Below are 21,447 nucleotides of genomic sequence, written 5' to 3' on the forward strand. Positions count from 1 at the left end.
TTTTTGCTGAGTTAATATAAAAACATGTTACAAAGAATACAATCTATTTACCTTATTGGTGCAATCATATGTTCAGGGATATTACCTTTTTTCTTTCCTTTGTGGTTTGATGAAAACGGTTTTCCTTTTTATTTTCAAGGAGATTTACCTATTTCAATTTTATTTGGTTTTGGTACCTTATTAGCTATTTTAGCTGTTGGGTCTTATAATAAAAGACAACATCAATTTGTTCTAAACAGAATGAATATCATATTAAATATAATTTTATTATTATTATTTGTGTTGTATGCCCCAAAATTATCTGGAGACCCATTTGTGTCTAAGAAGGGTATTGGGCTAGTTCTTCCTTTACTTTCTATCGTGTTTTTAGCATTAGCCAACATCGCTATTCAAAAGGACGAAAAGCTCGTAAAATCGTCGGGCAGACTACGTTAATAATATAGTAAACTTAGTTTATTTTAGTGCGTTAAAAATCCGAACCAATGGTTCGGATTTTTTTATTTAATTAACTCACTGATTTTAAGACTTTACCGTGACTTTACCTAAATTATAACAGAAATTGTTAAAAGATTAGTATTTTTTTTTACTTTTGATATTGACTTAAGATAATAAACAAACCTCTAAAATTACATGTCTGAAAAAATAAGAATTCATCTGGCTGATGATCATCAGGTTCTGATTGACGGAATGCTTGCAGTACTAAAAACGAATTCAAAGTTTGAGGTAGTTGGTCATTCTTTAAACGGAGTAGAATTGGTAAACAATATACTTTCAAATGGTGCTAATGTCTTAATTATGGATATTAATATGCCAAAAAAAGACGGTATAGAAGTACTTAAAGAGCTCTCGTTAACCAAACATTCTTGCAGAGTGATTATTTTATCCAGTTATGATGACATCAAATTAATCAAAGAGGTTTTAAAATTAGGAGCCAACGGTTATTTATCTAAACAATGTGCCGGAGAAAGTATTGTTGAGGCCATCGAAAGTGTTGCTTCAGGAAAAGATTATTTTTCTCAAAACATTCAAGAAAAAATTTTTAGCTCTTTTTCAGGAAATGGAGCAGAGCCTTCTACTAATGAAATTTCTATAAACGCTACGTTAACCGACCGTGAACTTGAAATTTTGAAGCTTATTTCTTTAGAATACAGTGGAAAAGAAATTGGTGAAGAACTTTCCATCAGTCTAAATACCGTTGAGACTCACCGCAAAAATTTAATCAAAAAACTAAACGTTAAAAATACGATTGGGATTGTAAAATTTGCTATCAAAAACAACTTAATCAAACAATAATTATGGAACTTTTAGGAACTTATTCTACTTCGAGAATTGATACAAACAGCTATAATTTGACCTATAGTTACCCAGAAAATTGTAATGTAGTTGTAAGTCACAAAGATGGTTTATATTCAGTAGCAATCAATTTAAAAAAGGGTCAAACACAACCTTCATCAAAATATGTCACTGAAAATGAGATTTGTAATCAATTTAATGGCATTATAGAAATTCAATTTATACAACAAAATTACAATCCAATTGGCGGTGATTTTGGGGACGGAACTTCAACTAAACCAAAAGTGAAAATTTTTGTTAATGGGTAAAATTTTATTAAATATCCTACTTCTTTTTTTTGTTATTACAACTACTTTCAGTCAATCAAAAGTTGACTCGATTGATTATTATTCTGAAAAAAAAGAATTAATAAAAGCAATTAATTATGCGAAAAAAAAATCTGATAATTATTTAATACAAAAAAAATACGCTGACTTTTGCAAAATTTCAGTCAGAAAATCAAAACTTTTTGGCACACTTAATGATCATGAAAAAGCCCTAGTCACGCTGTATAATGCTCTTTCCATTTCTGAAAAAAATAAACTGAAAGGTAGAGCAGAAATAATTGAACAAATAGCAACTCGTTATTCAATTGTGAGTGATACTGCTAGAGCTTTTAAAAATTACTACAAAGCTAAACACATTGCTTTAATCGAAAAAGATACTTCATCATTAATTCATGTCTATCATAATTTATTTCGATTACATACAACAAAGAGTATTGATAGCTCATATTATTACATGAAAAAGAAGTTTGTATTAGATAAATTAACAAATTCAATTTCGGGTCTATCATTTAGTTACAATAATCATTTTGTATATTATACATTAATAAATGAAAAAGAAAATGCAAAGTCATATTTAGACAGTTCCTATAATTTTGCTGTAAAGCATAATATTAAAAACTCAATTATTGGGACTCTAAGCAATTATGGCTATTATTACATGCAGTATGAAAATGACTTTAAAAAAGGAGCAGAAACGTATGAAAAAATTAAAAATGAGTACAAAGACGATTTAACTACATTTGATTATGTTGAGTTATATTTAAACTTAGTTTATGCTTATGAGCAAATTGGTGATTATAAAAAAGCAAATTTTTATAGCTCTTTAGCTTATGAGTACAGTCAGAAATTATATAATGAAAACCTAAGTGATAAAATTCGCGAAATTGAAACAAAGTATAACATTACTAAAGTAGAAGATGAGTATAAAGAAAAATCTAAACAATTAGAAGAAAGACAAAGCCGAAACAAAAAAATCATTTTTATTTTTGTGGCTTTATTTGGATTCAGTTTAGTGCTTTTCTACTTTTTTTATCAAAACTTACAATTAAAGCAACGCAATAAAATTAAAGAATTAGATAGTGAAATTCAAGAAAACATTATCAACGCTTCCATTGATGGTCAGGAAAAAGAACGAAAAAAACTTTCTGAAGTTCTTCACGATAACATCAGTGCTTTATTGTCTTCAGCCGGACTGCATCTGTCTGCGTACTTAGTTGGTCATAAAGATGAAATTCCCGAAGAAATTTTGAAAGCACGATCGCTTTTAAAAGAAGCACATGATCAAGTTCGTGATTTATCACACGAACTAGTTCCACCTGTATTGGCAAAATTAGGTTTGTATTATGCTGTGCAAGATTTATGTGAAAAAAATTCAAATTCCATTATCAATTTCACATTTAACTATTTTGGCTCAAACCAAAAAAGATATAACGAAGAATTTGAAATTAAAGTTTATTTTATAATTACAGAACTCGTTAATAATATCGTTAAACACAGTAAAGCAACCAGTGGTTATATCACATTAGAAGAACGTAATAATCAAATTATCATTAACGTAGAAGACAACGGAAAAGGATTTGACAGCACTAAAACATACAATAGCGACGGTTTCGGACTTACTCAAATTAAGGCTCGAGTTAAAAACTTAAAAGGTAAAATTACAATCAATTCTAAGTTAAATGCAGGAACATTAGTTTACATCAAACTACATATTCCAGATCATTAAGCTTTCTTCTCCATTTCAATAATTTCTAATGCTTTAATTTGCTCACCGTCAATTTCAAATCGAAGCATTGTTCGCACTTGATGAAACCCGCTAATTCCGGCCGCACCGGGATTCATATGAAGTAAATTCAACGTTTTATCAAATTGTACTTTCAAAATATGCGAATGGCCACAAATAAATAATTTTGGCGGATTATTTCTAAGTTCCTCACGAATTGCCTGATTATATTTTCCGGGATAACCACCAATGTGCGTAATTAAAACCTCTACCCCTTCACAAAAAAAACGATTATTCAACGGAAATTCCATTCTGGCTTTATCGTTGTCAATATTGCCATAAACAGCCCGTAGCGGTTTGAGTTTTTTAATTTCATCGGTCACAGTCAAATCACCAATATCGCCGGCATGCCAAACTTCATCAGCTAAACGGACATATTTCAGGATCTTTTCATCAATAAAACTATGTGTATCGGAAAGAAGAAGAATTTTTTTCAATTTTTATTTTTTTTGACACCAAAGCACGAAGATACAAAGAGAAAATTTAGGAGACTTTCTAAATTGAAATAAATCACCCATTACCTTTTACCTCTTACCGATCACCTTGACAAAGTTTAACGTAAAATTATATCCTCCGTAAATTTGATACAATTTCAATTCAATTATCTTTGTAGATTGAAATATGAGATACTTTATCAAACTAGCATATAACGGAACCAACTACCACGGGTGGCAAACGCAACCCAATGCAGTATCAGTTCAAGAAACATTGGAAAAAGCACTTTCTCTTTTACTTAAAAATAAAATTGAAATTGTGGCTGCCGGTAGAACTGACTCCGGAGTTCATGCCAAAGAAATGTTTGCTCATTTTGATTTTGAAGAGGCTATTGATGGTGATTATTGGATTCCAAAATTGAATTCCTATCTTCCAAAAGATATTGTAATTTATTCCATTTTTGAAGTGAATGCAGAAGCTCATGCTCGGTTTGATGCCATCGAACGAACCTACGAATACCATATTCATTCTACGAAAGATGCTTTTATAAACGAATTAAGTTGGTATCATTTTTATCCCTTAAATTTGGAAAAAATGAACCAAGCTGCAAAAATTTTGTTGGAATACACAGATTTTGAATGTTTTTCAAAAGTAAATACAGACGTTTTTACTTTTAACTGTAAAATAAAAAATGCCTTTTGGCAACAAAATGAGAATCAACTGGTTTTTACGATAACTGCCGATCGTTTTCTACGAAATATGGTGCGAGCAATCGTGGGAACTATGATTAATATTGGCCAAGGAAAAATTGAACCGGAACAGTTGCGAAACATCATCGAAAGTAAAAACCGAAGTCAAGCAGGGTTTTCTGCACCGGCACACGGACTCTATTTAACCCAAATTTTATATCCATACAGCACCGAATGAAAGCATTTGACACTCAATTATTCAAACGGATTTTATTCTACACCAAACCCTATCAATGGCGGTTTAAAGGAGTAATATTTTGGGCAATCGGACTTTCTGTTTTTGCCGCTCTTCGCCCCTATTTATTAAAAAACACAGTTGATGATTACATCAAAACCCATGACAGCCATGGCTTGATGTTTTATATTATATTGATGGGAATCGTATTAATTCTCGAAGTTATATCACAATTTTACTTTGTTTATTGGGCCAATTGGTTAGGGCAAGATATTGTTCGCGATATCAGAATCAAGCTTTTTGATCATATGCTTCGGTTTAAAATGAAATATTACGACCATTCTCCGGTTGGTCAATTGGTAACTCGGTCAGTATCTGATATTGAGGCAATTGCACGGATTTTCAGTCAAGGATTATTTATGATTATCAGTGATTTAATGAAAATGGTTGCCGTTATTTTTGTCATGTTCTTCATGAATTGGAAACTTTCATGGATTGCAATTTTGGCCATGCCCATCTTAATTTATGCCACACGAATTTTTCAATTAAAAATGAAATCAGCGTTTGAAGAAGTTCGAACACAAGTGGCCAACATCAACACTTTTGTGCAGGAAAGAGTAACCGGAATGAAAATTGTTCAACTTTTTTCGAGAGAACAAATTGATTATGAAAAGTTTAAAGTCATTAATGACAAACACAACAAAGCCTGGATAAGAACAGTTTGGTATAACTCAATTTTCTTTCCAATTGCCGATTTAGTTACTTATTTCACCTTAGCTTTTGTAGTATATGTTGGTGGATTATCTCTGATTGGTGGAGATACCACAACCACTTTTGGAGATTTATTTACGTATACAATGTTGATCGGAATGTTATTCAACCCACTCCGTCAAATTGCAGATAAATTCAATGAGATGCAAATGGGAATGATCGCTGCCAATCGCGTTTTTGCCATTTTAGACATTCAAGACCAAGTGCAAGAAAACGGTACAGTTGAAGCTCCGCATTTTGAAGGTAAATTATCTTTTCAAGATGTTCGTTTTGGCTATATCGAAGATGAAGAAGTCATTAAAGGCATCAATTTGGAAGTAAATCCGGGTGAAACCATCGCCATTGTAGGTTCTACCGGAGCAGGAAAATCAACGATAATTAATTTATTAAATCGATTTTACGAAATTAATAGCGGAACTATTTCCATCGACGGAAGAAACATCAATGAATTTGAATTGCAAAGTCTTAGAAAACAAATTGCTGTTGTTTTGCAAGATGTATTTTTGTTTGCCGATACAATTCTGAACAACATCACTCTCGATAATCCAAACATTACTAGACAAGATGTGATTGAAGCCGCCAAAAAAATTGGTGTAGATGAATTTATCATGACTTTACCTAATGGTTATGATTATAATGTAAAAGAACGCGGTGTGATGCTTTCATCCGGTCAACGACAATTGATTGCTTTTTTAAGAGCGTATGTAAGCAATCCCAGCATTTTAATTTTAGATGAAGCCACTTCTTCTATTGATACCTATTCTGAAGAATTAATTCAACGTGCTACCGAAAAAATCACCAAAGGTAGAACTTCCATCGTCATTGCCCATCGCCTTGCAACTGTTGTGAATGCTGATAAAATCATTGTGATGGATAAAGGGAAAATTGTGGAACAAGGCAAACATTCAGAACTTTTATTAAATGATAAAGGATTTTATAAAAACTTATATGATTCGCAATTTGTAAGCGAGCATTAAAAAATTGTCAGTTGTACGTTATCAGATAACCATCAACAGACAACCGAGAACAAACAACCATCACCCTTCATGGACGATCAACAAAAACAACTCATCAAATTGGCCCACACCAAAATGCCTTTCGGTAAATACGAAGGTCGATATTTGATTGATCTTCCTGAATATTATGTAGTTTGGTATCACAACAAAGGTTTTCCAAAAGGAGAACTTGGACAACAACTTCAATTGATTTATGAACTCAAATTAAACGGTTTAGAACATTTAATTCGAACCATAAAAGTCAAATTTCCAAAGCCTTAACGATTGAATTGGAATGATTTTTTTTTTAATTCAATTATTACATCATAATCTCAATATTTCATTTTTACATTGACTAATTAAATCGTACTTTTGCACCGTTTTGCATTAAAGTATATTCTATTAATTCATCACACACAACTACAACAACAAACAACAACACAATGAATCAGACAAAGTATATTTTTGTTACCGGCGGCGTAACTTCTTCCTTAGGAAAAGGAATTATTGCGGCTTCGTTAGCAAAATTATTGCAAGCCAGAGGTTATCGAACAACCATTCAAAAGTTCGACCCGTATATCAACGTCGATCCGGGAACACTAAATCCCTATGAACACGGAGAATGTTATGTAACAGATGATGGTGCAGAAACCGATTTGGATTTAGGTCATTACGAACGATTTTTAAACGTACCTACTTCGCAAGCTAATAACGTAACCACCGGAAGAGTTTATCTTTCTGTGATTGAAAAGGAGCGAAGAGGCGAATTTTTAGGTAAAACGGTGCAAGTTGTGCCACACATTACCAACGAAATTAAAGAAAGAATGCAGTTGTTGGGTAATTCAGGTAATTTTGACATCGTAATTACAGAGATTGGCGGAACTGTTGGTGATATTGAATCATTGCCGTACATAGAGTCAGTTCGTCAATTGTTATGGGAATTGGGTGAAGAAAATGCAATCGTTATTCATTTAACGTTGATTCCATATTTGGCTGCAGCAGGTGAATTGAAAACAAAACCAACACAGCATTCCGTAAAAACCTTGATGGAAAGTGGAATTCAAGCGGATATTTTGGTTTGTAGAACGGAACACGAATTATCAGATGAATTACGTCAGAAATTGGCATTGTTTTGTAATGTAAAACGTGAAGCGGTTATTCAATCGATTGATGCATCAACGATTTATGATGTTCCGAATTTAATGTTGGAAGAAGGTTTGGATAAAGTCGCTTTGAAAAAATTGAACTTACCCGAAAAAACCACTCCGGATTTGAAACAATGGAACGAGTTTTTGTTTAAATTGAAAAATCCAAAGCATACTGTAAACATTGGTTTGGTTGGAAAATATGTTGAATTGCAAGATTCGTATAAATCAATTTTAGAAGCGTTTATTCACGCAGGTGCTGCAAACGAAACGAAGGTGAACATTGTAAGTGTGCATTCAGAATATATTGATAAATCGAATGTAGCAGAAAAAATTGGTGATTTCGATGGAATTTTAGTCGCACCAGGTTTTGGAGAAAGAGGAATTGAAGGAAAAATTGAAGCAGTTCGTTACGTTCGAGAAAATAATATTCCGTTTTTCGGAATTTGTTTGGGAATGCAAATGGCTGTAATTGAATATGCTCGAACTGTTTTAGGTTTTGAAGATGCCAATTCAACCGAAATGAATTCACAAACATCGCACGCCGTAATTGATTTGATGGAAGAACAAAAAACAATTACCGACAAAGGCGGAACAATGCGTTTAGGAAGTTGGAAATGTGATCTTCAAGAAGGAAGTTTGGCTCATCAGATGTATGGGAAATCTCAAATTGAAGAACGTCATCGTCACCGATTTGAATTTAACGGTCAGTTTAAAGATCAATTAGAAAAAGCAGGTTTAAAAGCAAGTGGTATCAATCCAGATACCGGTTTGGTTGAAATTATCGAAGTGGATAACCATCCGTTTTTTATCGGAGTTCAATACCATCCGGAATATAAAAGTACAGTAGCCAATCCGCATCCAATTTTTGTTGGGTTTGTAAAAGCAGCTGTTGAACATAAATCCGTTTCAGCCTAAATTTGAAACGTAAATAAGTAATAAGTAAGTAAATGGAAGAAAAAAAATTAGACTTAAACTCGATTATCGGATTCGGATTAATTTTCGTAATTCTGATTTGGGTGATGTACAACAGTCAACAAAAAGAAGCCGAAGCACAAGCTATGAAAGCTCAACAAGAACAAGTTGAAGCCAAACAAAAACCTACTCCAGCCAAGGTTGCAACAACAGAAACAAAAGCGGTTGCTCCGGTTTCAGATTCAGTTCAAGTGGCTCAATTGCAAAGTAGTTTAGGTTCTTTTGCTTATTCTGCCTCACTTCCATCTGCAACTGAAGCATTTACAACCATCGAAAATGAAGTGGTACGATTGAAAATTGCCAACAAAGGTGGTTATATCGTGGAAGCCGAAATGAAAGAATTCGAACAATTTAAAAAAGGTTCGGGTAAAACTGTTCATTTAATTAAAGATGGAAATGCCGATTTCAACATCGAATTAAAAACCAACGATAATCGTACATTAAACACAAGAGATCTATTTTTTGAACCAACTTTAACGAAAGAAGGTGAAAATCAGGTCGTAACTTTTCGTTTAAAAGCTGGTGCAAACCAGTTTTTAGAATACCGTTATGTATTGAAACCAAAAGAATATATGCTCGATTTCGCTATTCGTTCACAAGGTTTAAATACGGTTTTAAATTCCTCAAATCCGGTAAATTTAGATTGGAAAATCAAAACGTACCGAAATGAGAAAAGTGTAAGCTATGAAAATCGTTACACCGAATTGATTTTTGAATATGAAAATGGTAAAGATGATTATTTAGGTCAAGGGGATTCAAAAATGGATGATCCTGATGATGTAACTTACATCGCCTTCAAACAACATTTTTTCACTTCAGTTTTAATGACAGATACGGCTTTTGAAAAAGCTGTAGTTGTTTCAGAAAATTTAGTTCAAGACGAAGAAATTGATACTTTATTCACTAAACAATTTAAAGCATCAGTTCCGTTAGCGTTTAAAAATGGTGAACTTAATTATGATATGAATTGGTACTACGGTCCGGCTGATTATCATATTTTAAATAATTATGATAAAAATCTTGATGAAATTGTTCCGCTTGGATGGGGAATGTTCGGATGGATTAACCGATACATTTTCATACCCACTTTTGACTTATTAATTGGGTTTTTACCTTACGGAATTGCCATCATCATCTTAACCATCTTGGTTAGAATTGTGATGTCGCCTTTCACTTATAAATCTTATCTTTCTCAAGCTAAGATGAAAGTTTTGCGTCCTGAAATTCAAGAATTGACAGCAAAATATGCAAAAGATCCGATGAAAAAGCAACAGGAAACAATGAAATTGTATTCCAAAGCAGGAGTAAATCCGATGGCGGGTTGCTTGCCGGCTTTAATGCAAATTCCGGTGTTTTATGCGTTGTTTAGTTTCTTCCCATCAGCAATTGATTTAAGACAAAAAAGTTTCCTTTGGGCAGATGATTTATCGTCATTTGACTCGGTTATCGATTTACCATTTTACATTCCTTTTTACGGAAATCACGTGAGTTTGTTCCCGATTTTAGCTTCTATTGCTATTTTCTTTTATATGAAAATGACAACAGGAGATCAAGCGATGAGTGCTCCACCACAAGAAGGTATGCCGGATATGGGTAAAATCATGAAGATTATGATTTATATTTCTCCGTTAATGATGTTGTTCTTCTTTAACAATTTTGCTTCTGGTTTGAGTTTGTATTACTTCATTTCGAATGCCATTACCATAGGGATTATGTTAGTGATTAAAAACTACATTATCGATGACAAAAAAATTCACGCTAAGATTCAAGAGAATAAAACGAAGCCAAAAACAATGAATCGCTTCCAACGCAAAATGCAGGAAATGATGGAAGAGGCTGAAAAGCAAAAGAATTTAAAGAAAAAATAAACTATAAAAAAAGCTCCGAGATTTTCGGAGCTTTTCTTTTTCATAGCAAATAAATTGTTGTTAATCAAAAGTTGGTAACAAAACATTGTCTAAAACATGAATTACACCATTTGCAGCTTGTACATCAACAGCCACAATGTTTGTTATTCTACCTCTTTCGTCTGTTAACTTAGCACCGCCAGTTAATCCTACAGTTAGAGTTCCAGTTTCAAACGTAGTTAAAACTTGACCTTGTGTTAATGATGTTGATAAAGCATTTGCTCCAGCAACAACGTGGTAAGTTAAAACAGCTGTTAATTCATCTGAGGACAAGGAGGCAACTACACCCGGAATTTCTGCATCTAAAGCAGCAAAAGCAGCATTAGTTGGTGCAAAAACAGTGAAAGGAGAACCTGCAGTTCCTTCAAGAGTAGGTACTAATCCTTGTGCGGTTAATGCTGCTGCTAAACCAGAAAAGTTACCATCAGCTTTTGCAAATGTGCCAACAGTTGGCAATCCAATTACAGCATCTACCACATGAACTACACCGTTTGAAGCAATAATGTTTGGAGTCACCACAGAAGAAACACCGTTTAGTCTAACACCTGCGGCAGTATTTACATACATGTTCAATGCGTTACCAGTCGGGGTTCCACCAAAAGTAGCACTTGTTTCGATGTAACCTGTTGATAACTGTGTAGATTGTACAGCTCCAGCTACAACGTGGTTTAATAAAACCTGTCTTAAAACGTCAACTGGAACAGCATTTAAATTTGCAAATCCATTGTCGTCTAAAAAGTCTTCAAAAGCATCATTAGTTGGTGCAAAAACAGTTAATGCTGTTGTTCCATCTACTGCAGCAACTAAACCTGCTCGGTCTAAAGCTTGCACTAAAATGCTTAAATCCGGTGTGCGAGATGCAATGGCTGCAATGGTGTTACTTTGAGGAGCACCAGCGTCATCATCGTCGCTACATGAAAAGGTAGTAATCGCTAAAAAAGCAAAAAGTACCGATTTTAAAAAATTTCCATTTTTCATAGTTATTGAGTTTTTTATTGTTCGATACAAATATAGGAATTATTTTTAATGTTGTTTAATCTTTTTAGACATACTATAAACAAAAATAAAAAATAAAAATAAAAAAAAATCAAGCAATCGGTTAAAAGTACTTGTTTTATAAGGCGTTTTTAGAATTTTTTAAGCACGCTATGGTTTTTATATTTGTTTAATTTTAACAAATATTTAATAAACAAAATTTAAAAAATCACTTTTTGAATACTTTATAATTCATCATTTCAGATTTTAAAATATAAATACCACTTTTAATATTGTCAGGTAAAGTATTCATTCCGTTTTCAAGTTTTAAAGAAGTAACTTTTTGTCCGGTTACAGTAAAAAGTTCAAAAGTTGTATTATCTTCAAATCCGTCTACCCAAAGTTTTCCACTTAATGTTTGAATCAAAATCGGCTTTTTTGGTTGGATTGAGTCAATAGATAAATTTTCATCCATAAACAGCCATTCGTAAGCAGCTTCAAATTCGCCACGCCAATAACTTTCTGAGTGAGTTCCATACGAATCAAATTTTGTCAACGTATTATCAGAAGTCATTCCGTTATTTTGCATTGCATTTTTGATACTATTTGTATTTGTTACCATAGTAGATGATTCATTCTGTCCGGCAACAAAATAACTTCTATGATTAGATAAATCAATCGGTGTGTTTAAATAGGAATTCAAATCATCCAAAGCAAACCAATAGGCTGGACTAAATGAACCTAATTTCCGAAACAAATTTGGATATTCACAAACGCCATACGTGGCAATTAAAGCCCCCATCGAACTTCCAATTAAGGCATTGAACTGCGGTTCTGTTCGAGTTCTGAAATTTTCATCGATATATGGTTTCAATGTTTCAGCAATAAACTCCATATATTCATCTCCTTGACCGCCCCCGTATTGTGCATTTACCCAAGGTGAATACTCATTTAAGCGTTCGCCTCCGCCATTGTCAATACCAACCACAATAGCTCCATAATCGCCTTGTTCAAAAAGTGCATTCAAGGTTTCATCCACTTCCCATTCTCCTGAAAAAGAAGTTAAATTATCAAACAAATTTTGTCCGTCTTTCATATACAAAACCGGATAATTCTTTGTGGAAGTTTGATAATCAGGTGGCAAATACAACCAAATTCTTCTATTTCGGTCTAATTGCGGCATATAAAAATTAGAACTCAAAATCTGAACATTGGCAGCTGCTGTACTATTATTTCCGCCGCCAAGATCTTCCCAAGATTGAATGGTTAAAGTCAATGTTTGTGGCGAACCTGTAAAACTGAAGTTTCTATTAGGTAAAAAACCACCGGAAGCATTTCCTTCTACAGTTGCCCAACTACCACGTGTAAATTTATATTCAACAGTACCAGTTCCTTCGGGAATTGTGATTTCATACGCTCCAAATCCATCCGGTTGCAAAATATAATCATTGGAACCTGCATTCCAACCATTCACACTTCCGGCCAAATAGATTGTTGCTTCAGATGGTGTGTTTCCTGGAATAGAAGTTATTCTCAGCGTTACTTGACCATAAAATGAAATGGAAAAAATAGAAATGAAAACAAGTAGAAATTTTTTCATAGTTTTGAATGTTAAATGGTATAACCTCAAATTTATGAATTTTCAAACAAATTCTGATCATCATATACTATTTTTGCTATTGTTTAGTTTTATAAATAAAAATATTAAATTCATGGCTACCCATTTTTCTAAAAAAATATTTCTGATTTTCTTTTTAATTAGTTCGGCAATTTTTGCCCAAGACAAAATCAATCAAGTAGATGATAAGGGAAATAAACACGGGGCTTGGAAAGGCTATTACGATGACACTAAAAACCTTAAATACGAAGGAGAATTTAAACATGGCAAAGAAGTAGGTGTTTTTACCTTTTATGATAATACTAAAGTAAAAAAAATTGTTGCTACAAGAGATTTTACTGCTAAAGATGGTTCATGCTACACAATAGTTTTCAACGGAAAACACAAAGTGAGCGAAGGAAAATTAATCAACAAAATTCAGGAAGGAGAATGGAAATATTATCATTTGCGATCGGATACCATTATGAATTTAGAAAATTATAAAAATGGTAAATTACACGGTACAAAAAAAGTATTTTACAATACAGGATTAATAGCAGAAGAGACTACTTATGTTGATGGAATCAAACACGGACCCTACAAAAAAGTAGCTGAAAATGGTGTAGTTTTAGAGGAAACCAATTATAAAAATGGAGAATATCACGGGCCTGCTATTTTTAGAGAAGCGGCTGGTGGAAAATATACAGAAGGACAATATAAAAACGGCCAGTCAGTTGGAATTTGGAAATTTTATGAAGGAGGGAAATTAGTCAAAGAAGAAAACCGAAGCGAAAAGAAAAAAGCCAAACCCAAAACGGCGGCAGGTGAAGCCAAAAGAAAAGTTAAAGCACTTAAGCAGTAATTTTAGAAATCCCTACCTTTGCAAAAATTTTTGAAATGAAAAGAGTAGTAGTCGGACTTTCCGGCGGGGTAGATTCCAGTGTTGCGGCGTATTTGTTGAAAGAACAAGGTTACGAAGTTATCGGTTTGTTTATGAAAAACTGGCATGATGATTCGGTGACAATTTCAAACGAATGTCCGTGGTTGGAAGATTCCAATGATGCTCTTTTGGTGGCCGAAAAACTCGGAATTCCGTTTCAAACAGTCGATTTAAGCGAAGAATACAAAGACCGTATTGTTGATTATATGTTCAAAGAATATGAAAACGGTCGAACCCCAAATCCGGATGTTTTATGTAATCGCGAAATCAAGTTTGATGTTTTTATGAAAATTGCTCTTTCTTTGGGAGCAGATTTTGTGGCAACCGGACACTATTGTCGAAAAGGAATTCTTGAAAAAGAAGGAAAAGAAATATATCAATTGCTTGCCGGAAAAGATGAGAATAAAGATCAATCTTATTTTTTATGTCAGTTGTCGCAAGAACAATTGGCAAAATCGTTATTTCCGATTGGTGAATTAACTAAGCCGGAAGTACGTGAAATTGCCTCAAAATTGGATTTGATTACCGCTGAAAAGAAAGATTCGCAAGGTTTATGTTTTATTGGAAAAGTCCGTTTGCCGGAATTTTTACAACAAAAATTACAACCAAAAGAGGGTATTATTATTGAAATTGATAAAAATGATTCGATTTATACTTTACAAAAACCAACTTTTGAATCAATAGAAGATCAACTGAATTTTGATGCTCAACCTTTCCACTATTTACCAACTATGGGAAAAGTGGTAGGCAAACATCAAGGTGCTCATTATTTCACTATAGGTCAACGAAAAGGGTTGAATGTGGGTGGAACTAAAGAAGGTTTATTTATCATTGCCACTGATATTGAAACCAATACCATTTATACAGGACAAGGTCATACTCATCCCGGATTATTCAGAAAAGCATTGAAAGTTCAACCGAATGAAATTCATTGGGTTCGCGAAGATTTACGTTTGAATAATGGGCAAACAATGGAAGTAATGGCACGCATTCGTTACCGTCAAGCATTACAAAAAGCAACTTTGTATCAATTTGATAGTGGATTATTTGTAGTCTTTGATGAACCACAATCAGCCATTACAGAAGGACAATTTGTCGCTTGGAATGTGGGTGATGAATTAGTAGGTTCGGGTGTAATTTCGTAAATTCGCTTTTCTTAATATTTGAATTTATGAACAGAATTACTTCTCTCTTCAACATAAAATACCCAATTATTCAAGGCGGAATGATATGGAACAGCGGTTATAAATTAGCCAGTGCTGTTAGTAATGCCGGCGGTTTAGGATTAATTGGAGCCGGTTCGATGTATCCGGATGTTTTGCGAGAACACATCCAAAAATGTAAAAAAACAACTGACAAACCGTTTGGTGTAAATGTTCCGATGCTTTATCCTAATATTGAAGAAATCATTCAAATTATTATCGAAGAAGAAGTAAAAATCGTCTTTACATCTGCAGGAAATCCAAAAACGTGGACTTCTTTTTTAAAGGAAAAAGGAATTACGGTGGTTCACGTAGTGAGTAGTTCAAAATTTGCATTGAAGGCCCAAGAAGCCGGAGTAGATGCTGTGGTTGCAGAAGGCTTTGAAGCCGGCGGACACAATGGACGAGAAGAAACCACTACCTTAACATTAATTCCGATGGTTAAGGAGAATATTTCCATCCCATTAATTGCGGCAGGCGGAATTGCAACCGGAAGAGGAATGTTGGCTGCTATGATTTTGGGTGCTGATGGTGTTCAAATGGGAAGTCGTTTTGCAGCTTCCACAGAAAGTTCTGCTCACGCTGATTTTAAACAAACGATTATTGATACGAAAGAAGGCGATACGTTGGTTACATTGAAAGAATTAGCTCCTGTTCGATTGATAAAAAATAAGTTTTACAACGATATTCAGGAATTATATTCTAAATGTCCATCCACTGAAGAATTAAAAGAATTGTTAGGCCGTGCCCGTGCAAAACGTGGTATGTTTGAAGGCGATTTAGTAGAAGGCGAATTAGAAATCGGTCAAATTGCCGGATTAATTCACGATATAAAACCGGTGAAAGAAATTATTGATTCGGTTATGGAAGAATTCGAAATGGCTAAGAAGGAAGCGGTTTTACTTTAAAAAGTGTAACCAATTCTTGCATGTAGATCAACAGCTGCACCTGATCTGTCGCCTCCATATTCTTCAAAATAAATAGCATATCCAATTCCAAATCCAGCTTCGTAATTAAAATTAGAATTTCCAATATTTCGTTTAATTGCCCATTTTGGAATAATTGACAATGTACTAATTACATTGATGTTATCCATTTTGGATATATAAAACCAATCTGGACTATAAATAAAATTTAAAGCTAGGAAATTGGAACTGTTATTTTTTATCGAACGACCTTTTTCAACTCTTTTATCTAAATTATAATGCCATCTGGGCTCCATTCGAATTGTTGGAATAAAAAGTGAAGTAACATCATCGCCATAATCTACAACTAATCCTAAGTCCATTCCAATTTCAGAACGCAAACTAAATTTGTTTGCTAATCGAGTTTCGTTAGTTATCCAAGCTCCGAAAAGTCCAGTTTGAATGCCAAAAATATTTTTTTCAACACTGTTATCTTGGGCATTTCCCACAAGATTAAAAAACAAAACGATTACAATAATTATTCTTTTCATTTCTCCAATTTTTCTTACGGTTGCAAATATATTATTAAAAAATATTTTTAGGATATAATTTTTTCAAATTTGGATTTTTTTCATAAAAAAAACCGTCCAACTCAATAATTGAACGGCTTCTGTATTTTAAAATAGTAAATTACAAATGAATAACTTCGCCATACGCATCTGCCACAGCTTCCATGACTGCTTCACTCATCGTTGGGTGTGGGTGAATTGCTTTTAAGATTTCATGGCCGGTTGTTTCTAATTTACGAGCAACAACGGCTTCGGCAATCATATCGGTTACACCTGCACCAATCATATGACAACCTAACCATTCGCCGTATTTGGCATCAAAAATAACTTTTACAAATCCGTCCGGAGTTCCGGCAGCTTTTGCTTTTCCGGAAGCGGTAAACGGAAATTTACCCACTTTTAATTCGTATCCTTTTTCTTTCGCTTGCTTTTCAGTTAAACCAACTGAAGCAATTTCCGGAGTAGCATAAGTACAACCAGGAACGTTGCCGTAATCTAATGGTTCAACGTGTAATCCTGCAATTTTTTCTACACACAAAATTCCCTCTGCGGAAGCCACATGGGCTAAAGCTTGACCCGGAGTTACATCACCAATGGCATAATAACCCGGAATATTGGTTTGATAATAATCGTTAACTAAGATTTTATCGCGGTCAACGGCAATTCCAACATCTTCTAAACCAATGTTTTCAATGTTCGTTTTGATTCCAACTGCAGATAATAAAATATCGGCTTCAATAACTTCTTCGCCTTTTGCGGTTTTTACATAGGCTTTTACACCATTTCCGCTTGTGTCAATTCGTTCTACTGAAGAACTTGTCATTACTGTAATTCCTGATTTTTTCAACGAACGTTCAAATTGTTTTGAAATATCTTCATCTTCTACAGGAACAACATTTGGCAAAAATTCAACAATGGTTACTTCTGTTCCCATCGCATTATAGAAACTGGCAAACTCAACACCAATAGCACCTGAACCTACCACAATCATCTTTTTTGGTTGCTCAGGTAATGTCATCGCTTGACGGTAACCAATTACTTTTTTACCATCTTGTGGTAAGTTAGGCAATTCGCGTGAACGAGCACCGGTTGCAATAATGATATGGTCTGCACTGTATTCAGTAACTTTTCCGTCACCGGCAGTAACATCTATTTTTTTACCTGGTTTTACTTTACCAAAACCTTCTATAACATCAATTTTATTTTTTTTCATTAAAAACTGAACGCCTTTACTCATTCCGTCTGCCACTCCACGACTACGGTTTATTACAGCTCCAAAATCTTTATCAAATTCCTTAACGATTAATCCATAATCTGAAGCGTGTTTTAGGTATTCAAACACTTGAGCCGATTTTAAAAGTGCTTTTGTTGGGATACATCCCCAATTTAAACACACACCGCCTAAATTTTCTTTTTCAATAACGGCTACTTTAAAGCCCAATTGTGAGGCACGAATGGCTGTTACATATCCACCGGGACCACTACCTAAAACAATAATATCGTATTTCATTTTATTTTGAATTTTCGTAATTACAGACTGCGAATTTAAGGATTAAATATGTTTTTAAAAAGTTTTTTGATAAACAGTTTTCGGTTATGTGCTGTCGGTTATATGTTGTTAGCAGCGGAAACTATTTCCAATTAAAAGTAATTTCCTTTTCAATATCCGGATGTAAGCTCAACATTACCGGACAAGTCATGGCTGCTCTTTCTAAAATAGTTTTAGTTTTATCATCTGCTTCAAGATTCATATTCAAAACAGTGATGATTTTAGCAATTTTACGAGGTTCTGCTTGCATAATTTTGGTAACTTCTACGGTTGAACCTTTTAAATCTACATTCAAATCCCTTGATTTTATTCCCATAATAGAAATCATACATGTAGCTAATGAATTAGCAACTAAATCGGTTGGAGAAAAAGCTTCTCCTTTTCCGTGATTATCTTTGGGTGCATCGGATAAAATTTCTGTTCCCGACTGTACGTGAATTGAAGTCGTTCGTAATTCACCGATATATGTTACTTTTGAAGTCATTATTCTACTGGTTTTGCGGTTAAATCTTCATCATAACGCATGATGTAAACTCCTTTGTTGGAATAACCGGAAGCTAATTTTTTCTCGTAATCAAATTTATTTTCAATACCTTCACTAGCACTATTTTGAATCGTGGTTTCAAAATCTTCTTCTTGTGAAAGTCGCAACATCGTATCAAAAACTAAATCAAAACCACGAATAGCATATTGGTTTGGGTAAACATTGTTTTTCTTTTTATAACTTGTCGCAAAACCTAATGATTCTGATGTATCTTGAAATTTAGCCAACGAAGGAAAAATAATATTTTGTTTTAATATTCGTGGAAATACTTCATCCGTTTCAAAGGTTGGATTAATATCTAAAACAACTAATTCTACTTTATAACCTTCACTTTTTGCTTTGCTACATTGATTGACGGCATTGAAAATCATACCTGTTGCTGCTGTTTCTAAAATAAAATAATTCACTTTATTCTTAGAAAGCTTTGGAGTAATACTATCACCAATCACACCACCTTTTTCACCTAAAGGAGCAATAAAAATGTCTTTATGATTTTCTTCAATAAATTGTTTGGAAGAACCTTTTTTTCTATCAATCAAAGCAATCATATTTCCGTTTTTTGAACGAATGTAATCAAACATCACATTTTTTACGAAATCGCCGGATGGCATTGATTGATACAAATTGCTATACGATTTTGATGTTTCTCGTAAAGGAGAAATAACAGGAACATTATGCGGATTTAAAAGTTCTGCAGCTTTTTCAACATATTGAGGATAAAACGGTCCGATAACAGCATGAGCCTTATCAACATTATTATTTCTGATTATTGGCAGCACATTTGAAGAGCTTTTTGTTTCTTGAGAATCAAATATTTTTACATTGAAATTTAATCCCAATCGCTTGGCTGAATCCACTGCCATCAATGCTCCTGAATAAAAATCTAAAGTCATGTTCAAAAATCCGTCACGTTTTAATCTGGCTTGAGTAGATAAAGTGGTGTCACTCTCAATATTGGACACATTAAAAGGAAGCAATAACACAATTTCCTTTTTATCTTTAACAGAAATTGATTTACTCAAATCTTTTACTTGACGAATAGTTCCAGTATTTAGCGATACATTTGATGGGACTTTAAGTGTCATTCCTTCTTGTACCCCATCATTTAATTCCGGATTCAAAGCGATTAACTCATCCTGACTTAAACGGAACATTTTTGCTAAACCGAATAAAGTTTCTTTTGGTTTTACTTCGTAAGTTAAATATTTTCCGTTATCAGGAACTTCTATTTTTTTGGCAGGAATTGATGAAGCAGTTTCAACAGTTTTCCCTTTCTTGATGATTAATTTTTGACCTATAGTTAAACCCGATTTAGATTCAGGATTCAACAATTCCAATTCTTCAACCGAGACATTGTATTGTTTGGAGATGCCATACATTGTTTCTTTAGGCTGAACTTCATGATAAACTGCTTGCCCGTTTGAAATTACTTCTTGTTTAGCTTCTTCTTTTTTTCCGTTAATTTGAATGGTTTGTCCTATTTTTAGACCTTCCTTTTTAACTTCAGGATTTAAACGTTCTAATTCTTCAACAGAAGTATTATATTGTTTCGCAATCCCGAAAAGCGTTTCTTTAGGCTGAACTTCATGAGTTTTTGAATTTCCGTTTTGCTCTTTGGTAACAGCTGAAGTAGGAATAAGTAATGTTGTGTTTTCCTGAATTCCGTTTTGAGCATCGGGATTCAATCGATAAATATCGTAAGGTGTAACTTTATACTTTTGGGCAATTTGAGTAATCGTTTCTCCTTTGGCAACAGTATGCTTTTTATAATTAGAAGGCTGAGCCATCAAAAAATTGGTGACACTTAAAAAGATAATTAACGTTTTAAATACTAGTTTCATTCTTGTAGGTTGCTGCAGTTTAAACGCAGTTAATTGGCTTTAATTGTTAATACTTGTCCGGCTTGTAATCCATTTTTTAACAGTTTTTCATTTTGACTCAATATTGAATCTATAGGAACGTTATATTTTTTTGACAATCCATATAATGTTTCCTTTGGGGCAACAGTATGTTTAAAAACTTCGCCGGTATTTTGATAATTTGTTGTTTTCAGTGAATCTTCATCACTTTTAACAACCTTTGGTTTAGCATTACCAACAATTGTGCCATCCGGAATTTTTAATGTTTGTCCAGCTTGCAAATTATTTTTCATCAAAATAGTGTTTGCATTTTTAATTTCATCAACAGAAACATTATATATTTTGGATAAACCATATAAGGTTTCTCCTGATTTTACTTTATGTGTTTTGTTACTACTATTGCTTTTTGGAACAACTATATTTTCAGGTTGCTCTACTGGTTTTGAAACTGCTTCAGATGTATTTGATACAGGTTTTGTTTGATAATTCTCCGACGGAAGTATAATTTCCGGTGATTTTTGAGGAGCGTAAAACTCCAAAACCATTCCTTCTTTAACACCATCAATAGCAAATCGATTGGCTCTGTAAATTTCGGCTGGATCGACTGTGTATTTTTTTGAAATATCTAAAACTGTTTCACCCGAAGCTACTGTGTGTTTCACAGGATCCATTCCGGGTTTCACAACGGTTTGTGAAAAAGTGATTTGGGGGCTTAGCAATACCATTGCTCCAAATAAAAACTTCTTCATCTTT

General features: G+C 33.7%; 20 protein-coding genes. 12 read left to right on the top strand and 8 right to left on the bottom strand.

From position 1 onward, the window contains the following. Positions 1-24 precede the first annotated feature (24 nt). The 4 genes from B4N66_RS03530 (at position 25) to B4N66_RS03545 (ending at position 3,345) form a co-directional block, all read left to right on the top strand. Positions 25-435, top strand: a complete 411-nt coding sequence (locus tag B4N66_RS03530) for a DUF4293 family protein (protein WP_291092387.1) — start codon at positions 25-27, stop codon at positions 433-435. Positions 436-630: 195 nt separating this feature from the next. After that, positions 631-1,293 (top strand): response regulator, encoded by a 663-nt coding sequence (locus B4N66_RS03535; protein WP_291092389.1) that lies wholly within the window; start codon positions 631-633, stop codon positions 1,291-1,293. Positions 1,294-1,295: 2 nt separating this feature from the next. Further along, entirely contained in the window at positions 1,296-1,601 is a 306-nt protein-coding gene (locus B4N66_RS03540) for a hypothetical protein (RefSeq protein WP_291092391.1), read from the top strand. After that, on the top strand, positions 1,594-3,345 hold the full coding sequence (locus B4N66_RS03545) for a sensor histidine kinase (protein WP_291092393.1): 1,752 nt from the start codon (positions 1,594-1,596) through the stop codon (positions 3,343-3,345). The genes B4N66_RS03540 and B4N66_RS03545 overlap by 8 nt, the downstream gene beginning before the upstream one ends. Here B4N66_RS03545 and B4N66_RS03550 read toward each other — a convergent pair. Beyond that, positions 3,342-3,839, bottom strand: coding sequence for a metallophosphoesterase family protein (locus tag B4N66_RS03550; protein ID WP_291092394.1), 498 nt, complete (start codon positions 3,837-3,839; stop codon positions 3,342-3,344). The genes B4N66_RS03545 and B4N66_RS03550 overlap by 4 nt on opposite strands. 184 nt (positions 3,840-4,023) lie before the next feature. Between B4N66_RS03550 and truA the strand changes: the two genes are divergently transcribed. From truA to yidC, 5 genes are all read left to right on the top strand, one after another. Continuing rightward, positions 4,024-4,764 carry a tRNA pseudouridine(38-40) synthase TruA gene (truA, locus tag B4N66_RS03555; protein WP_291092396.1) on the top strand — a complete coding sequence of 247 codons (741 nt, stop codon included), beginning with the start codon at positions 4,024-4,026 and terminating at the stop codon, positions 4,762-4,764. Continuing rightward, positions 4,761-6,509 carry an ABC transporter ATP-binding protein gene (locus tag B4N66_RS03560; protein ID WP_291092398.1) on the top strand — a complete coding sequence of 583 codons (1,749 nt, stop codon included), beginning with the start codon at positions 4,761-4,763 and terminating at the stop codon, positions 6,507-6,509. Before truA ends, B4N66_RS03560 begins: the two co-directional genes overlap by 4 nt. 69 nt (positions 6,510-6,578) lie before the next feature. After that, positions 6,579-6,809, top strand: a complete 231-nt coding sequence (locus B4N66_RS03565; protein ID WP_291092400.1) for a DUF3820 family protein — start codon at positions 6,579-6,581, stop codon at positions 6,807-6,809. Positions 6,810-6,970: 161 nt separating this feature from the next. Beyond that, the gene (locus B4N66_RS03570) at positions 6,971-8,590 is read left to right on the top strand and encodes a CTP synthase (protein ID WP_291092402.1); all 1,620 of its coding nucleotides are present in this window, start codon (positions 6,971-6,973) and stop codon (positions 8,588-8,590) included. Between the two features lie 32 nt (positions 8,591-8,622). Beyond that, on the top strand, positions 8,623-10,515 hold the full coding sequence (yidC, locus tag B4N66_RS03575; protein ID WP_291092404.1) for a membrane protein insertase YidC: 1,893 nt from the start codon (positions 8,623-8,625) through the stop codon (positions 10,513-10,515). 60 nt (positions 10,516-10,575) lie between these two features. On the opposite strand, the gene B4N66_RS03580 is transcribed toward yidC, so the two are convergent. Both B4N66_RS03580 and B4N66_RS03585 read right to left on the bottom strand, forming a co-directional pair. Beyond that, positions 10,576-11,532: a fasciclin domain-containing protein gene (locus B4N66_RS03580; protein WP_291092406.1), complete on the bottom strand. Its 957-nt coding sequence runs from the start codon at positions 11,530-11,532 to the stop codon at positions 10,576-10,578. A 226-nt stretch (positions 11,533-11,758) separates the two neighbouring features. After that, positions 11,759-13,129, bottom strand: coding sequence for an alpha/beta hydrolase-fold protein (locus B4N66_RS03585; RefSeq protein WP_291092407.1), 1,371 nt, complete (start codon positions 13,127-13,129; stop codon positions 11,759-11,761). A 112-nt stretch (positions 13,130-13,241) separates the two neighbouring features. Here B4N66_RS03585 and B4N66_RS03590 point away from each other — a divergent pair, with 112 nt between their 5' ends. From B4N66_RS03590 to B4N66_RS03600, 3 genes are read left to right on the top strand one after another with little or no spacing between them, the layout of a single operon-like run. Then, a complete protein-coding gene (locus B4N66_RS03590) occupies positions 13,242-13,988 on the top strand; it encodes a toxin-antitoxin system YwqK family antitoxin (RefSeq protein ID WP_291092408.1) in 747 nt (248 codons plus the stop codon). Positions 13,989-14,023: 35 nt separating this feature from the next. Further along, positions 14,024-15,211, top strand: coding sequence for a tRNA 2-thiouridine(34) synthase MnmA (gene mnmA / locus B4N66_RS03595; protein WP_291092409.1), 1,188 nt, complete (start codon positions 14,024-14,026; stop codon positions 15,209-15,211). Positions 15,212-15,237: 26 nt separating this feature from the next. Continuing rightward, positions 15,238-16,176, top strand: coding sequence for an NAD(P)H-dependent flavin oxidoreductase (locus B4N66_RS03600; RefSeq protein ID WP_291092410.1), 939 nt, complete (start codon positions 15,238-15,240; stop codon positions 16,174-16,176). Here B4N66_RS03600 and B4N66_RS03605 read toward each other — a convergent pair. The 5 genes from B4N66_RS03605 to B4N66_RS03625 all read right to left on the bottom strand — a co-directional run bounded on the left by B4N66_RS03605 (position 16,173) and on the right by B4N66_RS03625 (position 21,443). After that, on the bottom strand, positions 16,173-16,724 hold the full coding sequence (locus B4N66_RS03605) for a hypothetical protein (RefSeq protein WP_291092411.1): 552 nt from the start codon (positions 16,722-16,724) through the stop codon (positions 16,173-16,175). The genes B4N66_RS03600 and B4N66_RS03605 overlap by 4 nt on opposite strands. A 139-nt stretch (positions 16,725-16,863) precedes the next feature. Further along, positions 16,864-18,252, bottom strand: a complete 1,389-nt coding sequence (gene lpdA, locus B4N66_RS03610) for a dihydrolipoyl dehydrogenase (RefSeq protein WP_291092412.1) — start codon at positions 18,250-18,252, stop codon at positions 16,864-16,866. A 121-nt stretch (positions 18,253-18,373) separates the two neighbouring features. Then, positions 18,374-18,775 (bottom strand): OsmC family protein, encoded by a 402-nt coding sequence (locus B4N66_RS03615; protein WP_291092414.1) that lies wholly within the window; start codon positions 18,773-18,775, stop codon positions 18,374-18,376. After that, a complete protein-coding gene (locus B4N66_RS03620) occupies positions 18,775-20,676 on the bottom strand; it encodes a LysM peptidoglycan-binding domain-containing protein (protein WP_291092416.1) in 1,902 nt (633 codons plus the stop codon). Before B4N66_RS03620 ends, B4N66_RS03615 begins: the two co-directional genes overlap by 1 nt. A gap of 29 nt (positions 20,677-20,705) precedes the next feature. Continuing rightward, positions 20,706-21,443, bottom strand: coding sequence for a LysM peptidoglycan-binding domain-containing protein (locus B4N66_RS03625; RefSeq protein WP_291092417.1), 738 nt, complete (start codon positions 21,441-21,443; stop codon positions 20,706-20,708). Positions 21,444-21,447: the final 4 nt, after the last annotated feature.

It is taken from the genome of Flavobacterium sp. UBA2787 (genome assembly GCA_002352205.1).
Classification (GTDB): domain Bacteria; phylum Bacteroidota; class Bacteroidia; order Flavobacteriales; family Flavobacteriaceae; genus Flavobacterium.